General features: G+C 53.5%; 8 protein-coding genes and 1 pseudogene. 6 read left to right on the top strand and 3 right to left on the bottom strand.

Annotation, left to right across the window (positions count from 1 at the left end; all coding sequences use genetic code 11):
* Both C2M29_RS16805 and C2M29_RS08605 read left to right on the top strand, forming a co-directional pair.
* Positions 1 to 94: hypothetical protein (locus C2M29_RS16805; protein WP_130145475.1), on the top strand; the 94-nt coding region annotated here is incomplete at its 5' end.
* Positions 95 to 737: 643 nt separating this feature from the next.
* Positions 738 to 1,337, top strand: coding sequence for a 1-acyl-sn-glycerol-3-phosphate acyltransferase (locus C2M29_RS08605; protein WP_105189397.1), 600 nt, complete (start codon positions 738 to 740; stop codon positions 1,335 to 1,337).
* A gap of 16 nt (positions 1,338 to 1,353) precedes the next feature.
* On the opposite strand, the gene C2M29_RS08600 is transcribed toward C2M29_RS08605, so the two are convergent.
* Positions 1,354 to 4,302 (bottom strand): DUF3857 domain-containing transglutaminase family protein, encoded by a 2,949-nt coding sequence (locus C2M29_RS08600; protein WP_105189396.1) that lies wholly within the window; start codon positions 4,300 to 4,302, stop codon positions 1,354 to 1,356.
* A gap of 130 nt (positions 4,303 to 4,432) precedes the next feature.
* Here C2M29_RS08600 and C2M29_RS08595 point away from each other — a divergent pair.
* Positions 4,433 to 7,901 (top strand): annotated as a pseudogene (locus tag C2M29_RS08595) (PAS domain-containing hybrid sensor histidine kinase/response regulator).
* 158 nt (positions 7,902 to 8,059) lie between these two features.
* Here the strand turns inward: C2M29_RS08595 and C2M29_RS08590 are convergent.
* Together C2M29_RS08590 and C2M29_RS08585 are read right to left on the bottom strand one after the other, a co-directional pair.
* Positions 8,060 to 8,716, bottom strand: coding sequence for a response regulator (locus tag C2M29_RS08590; RefSeq protein ID WP_105189395.1), 657 nt, complete (start codon positions 8,714 to 8,716; stop codon positions 8,060 to 8,062).
* Between the two features lie 133 nt (positions 8,717 to 8,849).
* A complete protein-coding gene (locus tag C2M29_RS08585) occupies positions 8,850 to 11,156 on the bottom strand; it encodes a TonB-dependent receptor (RefSeq protein ID WP_105189394.1) in 2,307 nt (768 codons plus the stop codon).
* A gap of 302 nt (positions 11,157 to 11,458) precedes the next feature.
* Here C2M29_RS08585 and C2M29_RS08580 point away from each other — a divergent pair, with 302 nt between their 5' ends.
* The 3 genes from C2M29_RS08580 to C2M29_RS08570 are packed head-to-tail and all read left to right on the top strand — an operon-like array spanning position 11,459 to position 14,715.
* Positions 11,459 to 12,763, top strand: coding sequence for a GntP family permease (locus C2M29_RS08580; RefSeq protein ID WP_105189393.1), 1,305 nt, complete (start codon positions 11,459 to 11,461; stop codon positions 12,761 to 12,763).
* A 12-nt stretch (positions 12,764 to 12,775) separates the two neighbouring features.
* Positions 12,776 to 13,954, top strand: coding sequence for an E22 family MetX-like putative esterase (locus C2M29_RS08575; protein WP_105189392.1), 1,179 nt, complete (start codon positions 12,776 to 12,778; stop codon positions 13,952 to 13,954).
* 2 nt (positions 13,955 to 13,956) lie between these two features.
* Positions 13,957 to 14,715 (top strand): 3-hydroxybutyrate dehydrogenase, encoded by a 759-nt coding sequence (locus C2M29_RS08570; RefSeq protein WP_105189391.1) that lies wholly within the window; start codon positions 13,957 to 13,959, stop codon positions 14,713 to 14,715.
* The last annotated feature ends 4 nt before the right edge of the window (positions 14,716 to 14,719 follow it).

Raw genomic sequence — 14,719 nt, 5'->3', positions numbered from 1 at the left:
CTGCCCAATCGCGATGGACGAAGGTCTACGTTTCGCGATCCGTGAAGGTGGTCGTACAGTTGGTGCTGGTGTTGTAGCATCAATCGTAGAGTAATAGTTACTCTTGAGAAAAAAGGCCGCTTTTAGCGGCCTTTTTTGTGCCTTGAAGTTGCGAAGACCACCTTCACTCTCTTGTTTCCGCTTTCAGCCATGCTGGCGATTACTCTTCTCGTATCTCGTTTAGGATGCAATGTAAGGGGAATTGGGCTGATACATAGGTGTTCTTGAGAGCGTGATAGTGTATGGATGTAACCTAGGCTTTAACCTTGAGTGAATCGTTTCACGTTAAGTTATAGCCGGCGACCCAACGAGATCTCCAATCTCAGCCTTTTTGGGTTCGCCGTGACGAGCATTATCACATTGATTTTAAAGCGTCTTGTCAGTGAATGTCGTCGAAATAGAGCAAATTTGAATGTCTTGGTAAAATTGACACTGTCATCTGAAATTGATTCTTTCTTTATTTTTGCACGACAACCCTCTAATGGAGTGTTCGCTAATGCAGTTTGGAGCAAATTTGAATGTCTAAGTAGAATCATGTATGTCGCCTAAATTTTATGAATCTCCAATTTTGGCTGGACATTCAAATTTGCTCATCCTCTCTGTGTTTTTAATTAAGGAGCCGGTAAGAGCTTAATAAAATTGACTAAACAGCCACTTAGAGCCAATCTAACGAGATTGTCCCCGACGTTAAAACGCCTATGCCTGAGCTGAAGATCCCCACGAATATTCCCCGTACCCATAGTCGCTTTGGCCGTTGGCTGGGTACCAAGGTGCTGAACTGGTTTGGTTGGCAGGTGGTGGGGGCGTTTCCCGAGCAGGGCAAGTTTGTCGCCGCGGTGGCGCCTCACACCTCAAACTGGGATTTTGTCATCGCCATCGCGGTGAAAATGCATTTACAGGTGCGGATCCGTTTTTTAGGCAAGCACAGTATTTTCGTCTGGCCCTTGGCGCCCTTATTGCGAAAATGGGGTGGTATCCCGGTCGACAGGCGCTCTTCCCATGGCGTGGTAGCGCAGGTAAAAACCCTGTTCGATAATAGCGATGCATTGATCCTTGGCTTGGCGCCTGAGGGCACGCGTAAGTACACGCCGCGGTGGAAAAGTGGGTTTTTACATATCGCTAAGGCGGCGAAGGTTCCCGTGGTGCCCATGGCTTTGGATTACAGTAAAAAGCAGTTTGTGATCATGGCACCGCTGCAGGTGGGAGAGGACATAGATGCCACCCTGACCCGGATTCAGGCCCTGTTTCCTGCCGAGATGGCCAAATATCCCGAGCAGGTGTCGGGCGCTAAGCGTTAGCCGCGCCCCCAGAGCGTTACAGGCGATGTAACTGCCAGCGGCGCTTTAGTTCGTTGACGAAACGGCTGTCGCCACCTTCTTCCGCGGATAGGATTAGCCTAAAGCTGCTGCCGTCCATGCGCTCAATGTCCACCACTGTATAGCCGGATGAATCATCGGCAAAGCTGGTTTTTACATCGGCGATATCGACATAGGCCGCCCGCTCTTTTTGGAGTTGGCCGTTATCCCGGTAGTAGCTAAACACTCCCTGCTCGGTCACGCCGTTGCCGTCATTGCGAATATTCCAGGTGGCATCGGAGTAGAAATAAATCAGTCGCTCATGGCTGTCGAGCAGACCCTGGCGCACCATAAAGTGCTTATCATGCTGCCATAGCTTATCGCCGGGGATCACCTCCAGGCTAGGAGTGAGGCCAAGATCATAAGCTGAGTTAATCATTAATAAAGGCAGGAAAATAACCAGCAGCAGCAATTGACGAGGACGCCAATGACTATGGTAGCGCAGCGCTTCTTGGTCTTTATTTAGGCGTGCTGTGTAGCTGACCAGCGGCAGCCAAGGCAGAGGCCAAAGTAATTGCCCCAGCAGCCAATGCGTTTCCAACGAGACCAGCAGGTGTAAGGCGACAACGATAATAGCGAGCACCACTGCCAGCCATTTTGGCGGTAAAAAGCGTCGTGTGCCTTGTTGTTCGCTGTCGTCATAGAAGCGGGCGTAAAGCGGGTAAAACCAAATCCAGGCGAAGAAGCCGCGAGCGATGGGCATCATGGCCTCATCATTTTGCCGCTGAATAAACTGCCAGTTTTTATAGCACCAATAAAACGGGAAAATGCCCAAGCTGATCACCGAATAGAGATAAAACTTGGCGCTGCTAACAGGGAAGTAGCGCTGATCGGCAAAGCTTGGGCGCTTACTCGCTTCGATACGCCACAGGGTAATAAAGATGGTGAGCACCAAAATCACGCTTAGTACATAAGCGATCAGTGCATTTATGGCGAGATCGCCACCGTCGTTTGAGTCAGTGTTGCTTGGCCCCTGGCGAATCCCATAATTGGTGGCCGCCAACAGCTCTTTACGGGCCGCTAAATAGGCGTCCACCTGCTGTGGCGTGACATGATCGACCTTGCTGCGGAACTGATAGCTCAGGATCAGCACATTATCCTCGAAGCGAACCTGGCTATCGAGGCGGTAAAACGGGTTGTCTATTTGCTCATTGGCATTATTAAAATGCCAGTCATGTTCATTCAGGTGCACCTCAATGCGGTAATCGACATTGTAAGGATGACGTAAAAACAGCGGGCTGGTGCGGGATTTTACCTCGGGCTCATAGATGGCATTTTGAATATCATCGGCGTAGAAATAGGCATGCAGGCCATCGTCCTCACTTTGCCAAAAATCGCCGATGCGATAATACTCTTTCACCGTGATTTCGCCCTGCTGCAGGCCTTCCTCTACGCGCGGTAACTGAGTGGGCTCGGTGCCGGCAAAATAGTTTTGATAATAGTTGGTGTAATTTTCCTGGGCACCTTGCAGGCCTTTGTTGGCCAGCTCCTGGCGTTTATCTATGGCGTCGGAGTCACTAAAGGTCGATTGCACCGAAAACAGGGCGTAGTCGTTCTTTGTCTGGGGCAGCTCGTAGCGCTCGACAATGCTGCGATGAAGGCGGGTCTCGGGTTTGACCATACTGGTGAGAGACTGCTCGCCTTCTTTTACGATCAGGGCATAGCCAAAATTTGGTTCGCTAAGATTATCTAAGGTGCCGGTTTGGTAGCCGGTGGTGGGGTCGAGCCAATAGCGCTGCCCCTGATGCTCCAAGGTTACCAGTACATGGTCAAAACGATTGGAGGCCGGCGGAATCTCCGCCAACCCCTTGTTAAGCTCGGTGTTGACCAGTGCCGGGTGCGATTCGATACCCAGGGCCCGGAGTATACTCATGAGTACCACGGTCTTATCTTTACAGTCGCCATAACGCAGGCGCAGGGTTTCATCCGCCGCGGTGGGTTGATGGGAATTACTGCCCATTTCCAGGCCCAAATAACGAATTTCATCCTGAGTGTACTTTAGCGCGGCTCCTACCTGTGCTTCTATGCTGGCATGTTCACTGCGGATTTGCGCGGCGATATTCTCCACGCTGGCATCACTGGATAAGGCCTTTTGATACATGGGCAAGGCCCAGTCGACCACCTGTTGCCAAGAGGCAAATTCGGTGAAAAACACCAGATTATAGGGGTCGTACCAAGAGGGGGTTTGCGAGTCATAACGCTTGGTTGGCAGCGCAGTGGCACTCACCTTGTATTCCATGCCCGCGGCTGTTTGACTGCGGGTGATAGGCAATTCACCTTGACGCTGATGTACTTGCAGGGGCGTGTCTTTTTGCCAGAGGATACGCAGTTGTTGCTGCGCCACGGGAACGCTCCAGTTAAATTGCCCTGTGTAGCTAAACAAGCCCTGATAGATGGGGTTGCGGCCCACTCGGGTAAAGGCGTAGTCAAGGGTATCGCCGGGGCGAATATCGTCGAGAATGATATTCAGGGTTTGGCTACCGTCATAAATCAGTTTGTCGGCGTCCAATTCCCGTTGCAGCAACTTGAGCTGGGCACTGGCGAGTTTATCGATGACCAGGCCATCGCGGATCACCTGTAAATGATGAAGTTCGATGCGTTGATAACTGGGGTTGTAGTCGAGGTTAAGTTGTGACATACCCTCGACGCCTGTTTGGTTGGTGGCCAGCATCACATAGCGAATATAGTGGCTGGTCTTCCCCTCGGCATCGACCTGAAACTGATCGTCGAGCAGGCGGTAATAGGTGCCGTCGGCAATATTCTCTATCGGTACCTGTTCGCTATCGAGCGAAGTCAGGGGCAGGGGCTGCACCCAGTTGGCCGCCGGGGTGATCTGGTACTGGGCCAGGGTGGCTTGGCTAAGCAGCAGCAGGGTTAGTGCAAAGCAGCTTATTAGTTTTTTTATCATGGCTGGTTGCTCATTAACGTCCGTGTGTGCAGACCCAGGTTGCGCGGGCCGAGGTAACACTAAAGTCAGTGGTGTTTTTACATACAGTAACCGTTATGATTATGAGAAAACAATAATAAATTAGCCCGTTATGTTCTCTATTGGTGTGATAAGCGTGATTGCCCTGGCCTACCTCGGGGTGTTATTCGCCGTGGCCTGGTATGCGGATAAGTTCAGCAACAATCGTTCCAGTGGCTGGATCTATGGCTTGTCTTTGGGGGTCTACTGCACCTCCTGGGCGTTTTACGGCACTACCGCGCAGGCCGCCAATAACGGCTGGTGGCTGGCTCCTACCTATACCGGCACCATCCTATTGTTTGTTTTTGGTTGGCAAATTTATACTCGTATTGCCACCATTTGTCGCCAGCAGCAACTCACCTCCATGGCCGACTTTCTTGCCACCCGTTACGGTCAGTCGTCCCGTTTGTCCGGCCTGGTGTCGCTGATCTCGGTGATCGCCATCGTGCCCTATATCGCCCTGCAGCTAAATGCCACCAGTGCCAGTATCGCCATGTTGACCGAGGTGGAGCGCGGGAAAAACGACTATTTCTATCAAGACAGCACCTTTTATATCACCCTGACCCTGGCCCTGTTTGCCATTTTATTCGGGGCGCGGCGGGTGCGCCCCAGTGAACACAATCCGGGCTTGATGGCCTCCATCGCCTTTGAGTCCGTGGTCAAGTTGCTCGCCTTTGTCGGCGTTGGTTTATTTATTTGCTTTGGGTTATTTGACTCGCCCCAGGCTATTTTTGCGGCGGCGCAACAGCAAGAGATAGCGGCGCAGATGCAAACCACCGCCAGTCCGGGTTATGTGTATTGGGTGCATGTGTTGCTCGGCTTATTGGGCGACCTTGTGTTTACCACGTCAGTTTCATACCGCTTTTATTGAGCATGATAACGAGCAGCAACTGGCTACCTCGCGCTGGTTGTTCCCCCTTTACCTGTTGTTGATCAATCTCTTTATCCTGCCCATTGCCTATGCGGGTTTAGTGTATTTTCAGGGGCAGGATGTCGGCTACGACACTTTTGTGCTGGCCCTGCCCATAGCCGCAGAGGCGCCCTGGGTGTCGCTGTTGGCCTTTTTAGGGGGCTTTTCTGCGGCAACCAGTATGGTGATCGTCTCCACCATAGTCTTGTCTATCATGATCACCAACGACTTTATCAACCAGTTTTTGCTGCGCCGCTCGCAGCTGAGCTCATCCCATCGCGGCCTCTCCAAGTTTAAATTGCTGCAGGCGCGGCGCCTGGTGATAGTCGCTGTCCTGCTGCTGAGCTATGCCAGCCATCGGGTGCTGGCCGAAGGCAATACCCTGGCCAATATGGGCCTGATGTCTTTTACCCTGGTGGCCCAGTTTGCGCCGGCGATGATCATCGGCCTGTGGTGGTCCAAGGCCTCGTGTCGCGGCGCCCAGCTGGGAATTTTAAGTGGCTCGGCAATTTGGTTTTACACCCTGTTGCTACCGAGTGTGTATTCCGCCCTGTATGGCGAGGCCGCCTGGCTTAACGAGGGACCGTGGCAACTGGCCTGGCTGGCACCGAACAACCTATTTGCTCTTGGTCTGGAGCCCCTAACCCAAGCCGTGCTGCTGTCGTTGGGGGTGAACACCCTGGTTTATCTCTTGGTGCCCTTTATCAGTGCGGCGCAGCTGGCCGAGCGCCTGCAAAGCAATAAGTTTATTTTGCGTGGCGTAGAAGAGCGTGACGCCAATATCGCCCTTAGCTATCAAGAGCTGGCGCTGCTATTACAACGTTTTAGCGAACCGGATCGTGCCGCCGAGCTGGTAGAACAATACTTTCCCGCCGCCCGTAATCTTTGGAAAAATCAGGCTCCCGCCGCAGTGGAAGAGCGGGTTGAGCGGGAAATGTCGGCCCTGGTCGGTGGCGCCTCGGCGCGGCTGATCCTCGATGTGGCTAAGGATGAAAAACGCCAGCCCTTTGAGCAGGTGGCGGAGTTTGTCGATGAGGCCTCTCAGGTACTGCGCTTTAACCGGGATCTGTTGCAGGCCACCATAGAAAACATAGAGCAGGGCATTAGCGTGGTAGACAGCGATCTCAAACTGGTGGCCTGGAATCAGGGCTATCAGGAGATGTTTGCCTATCCAAAAGACATGCTGGCGGTGGGGCGACCGGTGGCCGAGCTGATCCGCTTTAATGCCGAGCGCGGTTTGTTTGAATGCCTGCAAATCGAGGCGGAGGTGAGCAAGCGCATCGCCCACCTACGCCGTGGCAGCGCCTATAAATATCGCCGTGAGCACAACGATGGCCGGGTCTTCGAGATGCAGGGAAACCCCTTGCCCGGCGGCGGCTTCGTAACCACCTATACGGACATCAGCGACTTTGTGCAACAGCAGCGCGAGTTAGAGCTGGCAAACCTGAATCTGGAAGAAAAAATCGCCGCCCGTACCAGCGAGCTGGTAGCCACCAACCACGCCCTGGTGGCGGCCAAGCGGGAGGCGGAATTAGCCACGGAAAGTAAGACCCGGTTTTTCGCCGCCGCCAGTCATGATCTGTTACAGCCCTTTAATGCCGCCAGCCTGTTTTGCTCGCTAATGAGCGACAAGGCCCAAGGCTCGGAATTGGCTGAGCTGGCCGAGAATATTCGCAACTCCCTGGCCAGTGCCGAGGATTTATTGTCGAGCATCTTACAGCTAACCAAGCTGGAGTCCGGCTCCTTTAAAATCAACAGCACCGACTTCTCCTTGGCCAGCTTGTTGCAGCCCCTTGCCAATGAATACGGAGCCCTGGCCAAAGACAAGGGCCTGGGGTTTCGTCTGCAAGGCGCCGAGGTGATGGTGAAAACGGACAAGGCGCTGCTTAAGAGGGTGTTGAGCAACCTGTTGAGTAACGCTATTCGCTATACTGAGCAGGGCGAAATCCGGGTGCTCTGCGAGTGTCATGGGCAGCAGCTGTCCATTATGGTGGAAGACACCGGAGCCGGCATCGCTAAGCAAGATCAGGAGCTGATCTTTGAGGAATTCAAACAGTTGCAGGGCAAAGAGCAGGCACAGGGCCTGGGTTTGGGACTGGCCATTAGTAAGCGTATCTGTGCCGCCCTGGAGATCAATATGACCCTGGGCTCACAACTCGGCCAGGGCACCCAGTTTACCCTGACACTGCCATGTTATAGTCAGCCGCACAGCGCGGTGCCAACACCGAGCGAACACAAGGGTCAAGATAATCAACTGGCAGGTCTGCGCATCTGGCTGCTCGACAATGACGATAACGTGTTACAGGCGCTGTCTCAGGTGCTCCAGAATTGGGGATGTAGCGTGGCGTTGGCCAAGGATCAGGTGCAGTTGGCCGAATTAGTGCAAAGCAGTGAGGCGGATATTCTGATTGCCGACTACCAGCTCGATGATGGCGTCACCGGTTTGCAGGTGATCCAGGCTCTGGGTCTGGAGGAGATGGCCATCGTGATCAACACCGCCAACCATGACGAGGCCATTCGTGAGCGCGTCAGCGATTGTGGTTATCCCTTGCTGTATAAGCCGTTAAAAACACCGGCATTAAAGCGGATGTTAAAGCGCTTAAAGGCGAATCAGGAGCAGGTTAAATTGTAGGTCGGTGCTTTGCGCCGACAAAGCGAGACTCCTGCCCTTTTGTAGGCCTTATCGGCAATGTGCTCCCGCATTGCTCTACTCCCGTCATCTTTAGCGGTAAAGGCCAACTTACAACGATAATATGCCCTTTGTGTCGGGATAAAATCCCGACCTACAATTCAGGCTTCTTCACTTTCGGCTACCGTGGCCATTTGCTTGAATAAAATCCCCGCCTGGGTGCGGTTGTAGACATTGAGCTTTTTCAAAATGGCCGAGACATGCTGCTTAATGGTGGTTTCCTGAATCGACATGGCATAGGCGATCTGCTTATTGAGCATGCCATCGGCGATCATGCTCAGTACCCGATACTGCTGTGGCGTCAGCTTTTCCAGGTTACGGGCAAACTGGGCCTGTTCACTGTTAACGTCGGTGCAAATTTCCGTTTGCGGTGGCAGCCAGTTTTCCCCTTCGATAACCTGAGCGATGGCTTCGCTGATCACCTCCAGGGATGAAGACTTGGGAATATAGGCGCTGGCACCGAGCGCCATGGCTTGTTCAATAATGCTGGGATGTTCATTGGCGGAGACCATGATCACCAGAATATCTGGGTATTGATTGCGCAGTCGTGCCAAGCCTTCCAAACCCTGGGCGCCGGGAATGGTGAGATCTAAAAACACCAGCTCAATCTCCGGGTGGGCGATAAGGGCACTGAACAGCTCCGATAGATCGCTGGCTTCTAAAATTGGCTCATCGGCCATGGCCTGGGCGGCGGCCTGTTTTAGGGCGCTGCGAAATAACGGGTGATCATCGGCGATAATGGCTTGCACACTGGGCATCCTAAGTTGACTCCATGTCCCTCGTTATAGGGGATTTTGTTAGTCGCGGCAAGGGCCTGCGGTAAGTTGCATAAGAGAAAGGCGACCGTTTGAAACCGGGGGACGGCCGGTCGCCTTGGTATAGCAGATGGGATTAGAAGTTATAACCCACGGTGAGCGACACGGTGCGCGGGTCGCCAAAGTAGCCGATCAAGGTGTTATCGCCACCTAGTCCCGGGGTGTACTTGCTGACATCCGTGGGGTCGGAAGCATCCGGGGTAACGAACTGGTAGCCACCGATCATATATTCTTCATCCGTTAAGTTCTTGCCATGGAGGCCGACACGCCAGTGACCGTCTGTGCTATACCAGTTGACGCTGAGGTTGAGCAGACCATAGCTGTCCTGGCTCAACAGGCTGTCTTCTTCGAATAACACATAGTCGCCACGGTAGTAGTAGTTGGTGTTAAACACCCAGTCGCCGTTATCCGTATACAGGCGATAGGTGGCGCCCAGGTTAAAGGTAAGATCCGGGGTGTTGGATATGCTAAAGCGATCCGACTTATCGAAGGACTCGCCGCTAATAGGGTCCGTGTCTAACACCTCTTCGAAGTCCGAGTCGATATAACCCATCGACGCATCAAACGTCAGGGCGTCGGTGGCGACATAGTTTAGTTCCACTTCCACCCCGTCCGCCGACGACTTACCTATATTACCCAGGCGCTGGTTGAGATCCGCCGAGCTATTGCCGGGCAGTACCGAAATATATTGGCGGTCATCGTGATCCAACGAAAACAGGGTGATATTGGCGCGCAGGTTGTCGTTCCATTCACTCTTCATACCCAGCTCGTAAGAATCCACGATTTCCGGGTTAGCGGCGGGCTCGGGACCACTGGCACGGGGATTAAAGGTGCCCGATTTAAAGCCCTGGGCGTAGCTGGCGAAGAACATGATATCGTTATTGTATTGATACTCGACGCCGACGCGTGGGGTAAAGCGTGACCAATCTTCTTCATCGTCCAAGACCAGGTTTTCTTCAAATTCTGGGCGTTCATAGCCGGGTACCCAGCCAGATTCTGGATAGATGGTGGCAACCAGGGCGGTGTTATTGACGTAGGCTTCTTTCTTATCCTTGGTGTAACGGGCACCCAAAGTTAACGACCACTGGTCGGTTAAATCCACACTACCCTGAATGTAGGCGGCCTTGCTGGTGGAGTTGCTGCAACCGCTGATTTCGCGGGTGAAGCTAGGCAGTGGCACGCCAACGCCCAATTTATCGAGCTGCGCACCCACCTCTAAGATGGCATCGAATACGCCGCAGGATTCACCGTCGTAATAGTACAAGCCGGATACCAGCTTGTAGTTGTCGCCCTGGTGGTTCATCTGCAGTTCGTGAGTGGTTTGCTCGTCGTCGTAGATGGCGGGCACATCGAAAATACGTAAGGCGGTATTATCAAAGTCGATATTGGTCGGCGAATAGCTGTCGCGCTTGGCACCGATATACTTAAACGAGGTGCTGTCGCTCATGTCCCAGCGTGCGGTCAGGCTATAGCCCTCTAACTCCACCTTGTTCCAGGTTGGCATACTGGTGTAAGAGTCATAGACATCATCCGGCACCGGGGCCTCGGTCAGGACACTGGGTAATAAACGGTAGCCGCCCTTGGAATTCGAGTCATCGTCGGTTTTATCCCAGCCAAGGCGGAAAAACAGGTCTTCCGTGGGGCGATACTCCAGAGTCAGGCGCGCCGCAGTAAGATCCTTGTTGTAGTTTTCCTTATCCTGACCATCCAGATCCGAGACCAAAAAGTCACCAAAGCCGTCGCGGTTTAAGGTAGCAAAGCCATAACCAAGATAGAGCTGTTCATCGATCAGTGGCAATTGCCCGGTGATCTTCAAATCTCTTTGGTTATAGCTGCCCACCGTACCTTGGATATCAAAGGTCATATCGCCGGTCATTTCCTTGGTGACATACTTCACCGCGCCGCCTATGGTGTTTTTACCGTAGAGTGTCCCCTGTGGACCGCGTAATACTTCAATTTGCTGGACATCTAATAAATCCAGCACCGCACCCTGAGGGCGAGCTACGTAGACATCATCGATGTAGATACCCACACCCGGCTCATAACCCCATAATGGGTCCTGTTGACCTACACCGCGAATAAAGGCGGTGATGGTGGAGTTTGTGCCGCGGCTGGCCTGCAAGGTGGTGTTGGGTGAAAACTGCTGTACCTCGGTCATTACCGAAATACCGTTTTCCTGTAATTGCGCGGCGCCAATAGAGGTCACGGCCACCGGCACCTCTTGCAGGTTCTCGACCGTTTTACGGGCGGTAACCTCGATGCGTTCCAGCTCGGCTTTTTTTACTTCTTCTTCTGCCAAGGCCGTTGGGCTTGCCAGTGCACTTGTGAGTGCCGCCCCAATCGCTAAGGCTAGACTAGAGCGGCGTAGACTGTATGTGTTCATCCTGTATCCCCTGTTATTGTCGTTGTCCGTGCGCCGGTATTGTTATGGGTCGTCACGGTATGGGTTTGTTTTAAAAATATTAATTAACTGTGACTTTAGGGGAAAAATGCGACGAGGGGGTTAGTACCTTAGTACTATCGCCGCTACAGCCCTTGATTTACGGGGTGTGGCGCAATTCTATAACCTTAGTACTATGTATTTTAACGGTTTGTGGGGCCACACTGATTGCCAGTGTTGTTAACAGAAACAGCTGCTATGCTAGCTCTGATAACTAAAACAATAATAATTCGAGGAGCACTTCTATGCTCAGTATGATTGGCCTTATCGGCGGTCTGGTACTACTTATCATTCTTACCCTGCGCGGCGTAAACCTGTTTATTGCCGCGCCCTTATGTGCCCTGTTGGTGGCGCTGAGTGGCAATATGGCGCTCTTTCCCGGTGAGAGTGTATCGTTAGACTTTGTCAGCACCTATATGAACGGCTTTGCCGGTTTCCTCAGTGCCTGGTTCTTTATGTTCTTGCTCGGCTCCTTGTTCGGCAAGTTTATGGAAGACAGCGGCGCCGCGGACAGCGTTGCCCGTGCCATAGTCAACAAGCTGGGTATGAAACACGCGGTACTGGCTGTGGTGATTGCCTGTGCGGTGTTGACCTATGGTGGTGTCAGCGTCTTTATCGTCGCCTTTTCCGTGTACCCCATGGCTCTGAGCCTGTTTAAAGACGCCAACCTGCCACGACGCTTTATTCCCGCGACTCTGGCCTTTGGCTCGGTGACCTTTACCATGACCTCGGCGGGCTCGCCGGAGATTCAAAACTGGATCCCCATCAAGTATTTGGGCACTTCGCCCTATGCGGCCTGGGAAGTGAGCCTGGTGGTGGCTGTGTTTATGGCCATTGCCGGTTACTGGTGGCTGAAGAAGATGATCACTAAGGCGGTGGCCAATGGTGAGCGCTTCGAGGCCCGCGACGACGACCCGGAAATTCCCGAGCGCGACTATCCCCATCCGATCACCGGAGTGATCCCGCTGCTGGTGGTGTTACTGCTGTCCTTTACACTGCACGATATATTGCACCAAAGTGCCTTGATCGTCGCCTTGCTCGGTGGTGTGTTGGCGATTCTGGTGATCAACTTCAAGCATTTCCACAACCTCAGCGGTGCCATTAACCTGGGTACCACGGGGGCGCTGGTGGCCATAGGCAATACCAGTGCGGTCGTCGGTTTTGGTGCGGTGGCTAAAAACACAGAGGCCTTTCAGGTGGCGGTGGAAGTCATGACCAATATGCCCGGCAACGAATTGCTCGGTGCGGCGGTGGCCGTCAGTGTCATTGCCGGTTTGACCGGCTCGGCATCCGGCGGCCAGGCCATAGCCCTGCCGTTAGTGGCGCCTCATTACCTGGATGCAGGCGTTAATCCGGAGCAATTACACCGGGTGGTGGCGATCAGTTCCGGGGCGTTGGATACCTTGCCGCACAACGGTTATGTGGTGACCACCATCCGCGCCATCTGTAAAGAAACGCACCAACGCGCTTACTGGTCTATGGCGGCATTAACGGCCGTGGTGCCACTGATTGGCGTGGCCCTGGCGCTCGCCCTATTTATCTTATTCTAAGGAGTGAACAACATGAGCATGCTGCGAATAATAGGCCTTGTTTTAATCTGTGTAAGCCAGTGGGCCTGGGCTCAGGGCGAGCCCCTGCTGGTGGAAAAACAGCGTTTCGCCTTTGCAAACTACACCACGGAATCGGGGGTGACCTTGCCCGAGGTGCAGGTGGGGTGGGAGAGCTACGGCACCCTTAATGATGCCAAGGACAATGTGATTCTGATCACCCATTTTTTCTCCGGCACCTCCCATGCGGCGGGTAAATACAGCGCGGATGACGCTTTGCCCGGATATTGGGATGCCATTATTGGCCCGGGTAAGGCCATAGACACCAACAAGTTTTTTGTGATCAGCTCGGACACCCTGGTTAACGCCAACTGGCACGATAAAAACGTGATCACCACGGGCCCGGCGTCCATTAATCCAAAAACCGGCAAGCCCTATGGCCTGGACTTCCCCGTGGTCACCATAGGCGATTTTGTCGAAGTACAAAAGCGTTTGCTCGACAGCCTGGGGATTGAAAAACTCCACGCCGTCATTGGCGCCTCCATGGGCTCATTCCAGGCGCTGGAATGGTCGGTGCGTTACCCAGACAAGGTTGAACGACTGGTGCATGTGATTGGTGCGGCGAAAATGGACGCCTGGACGGTACCCGCGCTGGAAAAATGGGCGCTGCCCATTCGCCTGGACGCAAACTGGAACAATGGCAATTACTATGAGGGTGAGCGCCCGCTGGCCGGTGTGACCGCCACCATGCTGAATATTACCCAGGACGCCATGCACCCGGAAAGTTACAAGGTCAGCTTCCCAAACTTCAAGGTGCAGGACGAGGGCGCGAAAAAAGACATACGCACCCTGCCGGCCATTAACCAGACCCTGCATGAGCGCGCCCTGGTTCGAGCGCAAACTCAGGATGCCAACCATATTCTCTATTTAGTGCGCGCCTCGCAACTGTACAGCGCCGGCATGCAGGAAGACCTAAACGCGGCGGCACAAAAGATTCAGGCCAAGGTACTGCTTATGCCCGCCAGCAACGACCTCTTGTTACGCCCAGGCCCGGTGCGCGCGTTTGCCAAGCTGCTTAAAGAGCAAGGAAAAGATGTAAAAATCGAGGAAATTGAGGGGATCTGGGGGCACCTAGACGGTCTGTTCTCGATTCAAACCAAGGCCCCGGTGCTCGCCGAGTTTTTAGCGGAGTAATCATGAGTAAGCGTATTTTAATTACCGGTGCCGCCAGTGGCATTGGCCGCTATGTGGCGGAACACCTGGGCAAGCAAGGCCATGAGATCTTACTGACCGATCTCGATGGTGAGCGCGCCAAGGCCGAGGCCGAACAGCTTCAACAGCAGGGCATTCGTGCCCAGGGCCTGGCGCTGAATGTGGCAGAACTGGCCTCCCTCGGGGATTTTATTGCCAGGCAGCCGACCATAGATGTGTTGATCAATAACGCCGGCATTCAGTATGTCGAGCGTTTGGATGATTACCCATTGGATAAATGGCAGCTGTTGCAAGACGTATTACTCAATGGCCCGGCCATGCTTACCAAGGCCGTGCTTCCGGCGATGCGGGCGCAAAACTTTGGTCGTATTATCAATATCGGCTCCATTCATGCCCAGGTTGCCTCCAAGTATAAGTCGGCGTACGTCTCAGCCAAACATGGCTTGATTGGTTTGGGCAAGGTGTTGGCGCTGGAGACCGGGGATGTGGATATCACGGTCAATACCATTTGCCCGGCCTATGTAAAAACCCCCTTGGTCGAGGCGCAAATAGCCAGCCAGGCCAAACAACATGGCATCACCGAGCAAGAGGTGATCGACACCATCATGCTGGCCCCCATGCCCAAAAAGGCCTTTATCGGCCTGGACGAAATTGCCCACACCGTTGACTTTTTAATGGCGGATGCGGCGCGCAACATTACTGCCCAGGCCATCGCCCTTGATGGCGGTTGGACGGCGCAATAGGAGA

It is taken from the genome of Pseudoalteromonas sp. T1lg48 (assembly GCF_002964785.1).
Classification (GTDB): domain Bacteria; phylum Pseudomonadota; class Gammaproteobacteria; order Enterobacterales; family Alteromonadaceae; genus Pseudoalteromonas.
Note: the sequence above shows the minus strand (reverse complement) of the source record. Positions and strands in the feature narration are given on the sequence as shown.

Excerpts from the sequence above, each read along its gene's own strand:
- C2M29_RS08585 (WP_105189394.1), bottom strand. The coding sequence starts at position 11,156 with ATGAACACATACAGTCTACGCCGCTCTAGTCTAGCCTTAGCGATTGGG.
- C2M29_RS08575 (WP_105189392.1), top strand. The coding sequence starts at position 12,776 with ATGAGCATGCTGCGAATAATAGGCCTTGTTTTAATCTGTGTAAGCCAG.
- C2M29_RS08570 (WP_105189391.1), top strand. The coding sequence starts at position 13,957 with ATGAGTAAGCGTATTTTAATTACCGGTGCCGCCAGTGGCATTGGCCGC.
- C2M29_RS08590 (WP_105189395.1), bottom strand. The coding sequence starts at position 8,716 with ATGCCCAGTGTGCAAGCCATTATCGCCGATGATCACCCGTTATTTCGC.
- C2M29_RS08605 (WP_105189397.1), top strand. The coding sequence starts at position 738 with ATGCCTGAGCTGAAGATCCCCACGAATATTCCCCGTACCCATAGTCGC.
- C2M29_RS08580 (WP_105189393.1), top strand. The coding sequence starts at position 11,459 with ATGCTCAGTATGATTGGCCTTATCGGCGGTCTGGTACTACTTATCATT.
- C2M29_RS08600 (WP_105189396.1), bottom strand. The coding sequence starts at position 4,302 with ATGATAAAAAAACTAATAAGCTGCTTTGCACTAACCCTGCTGCTGCTT.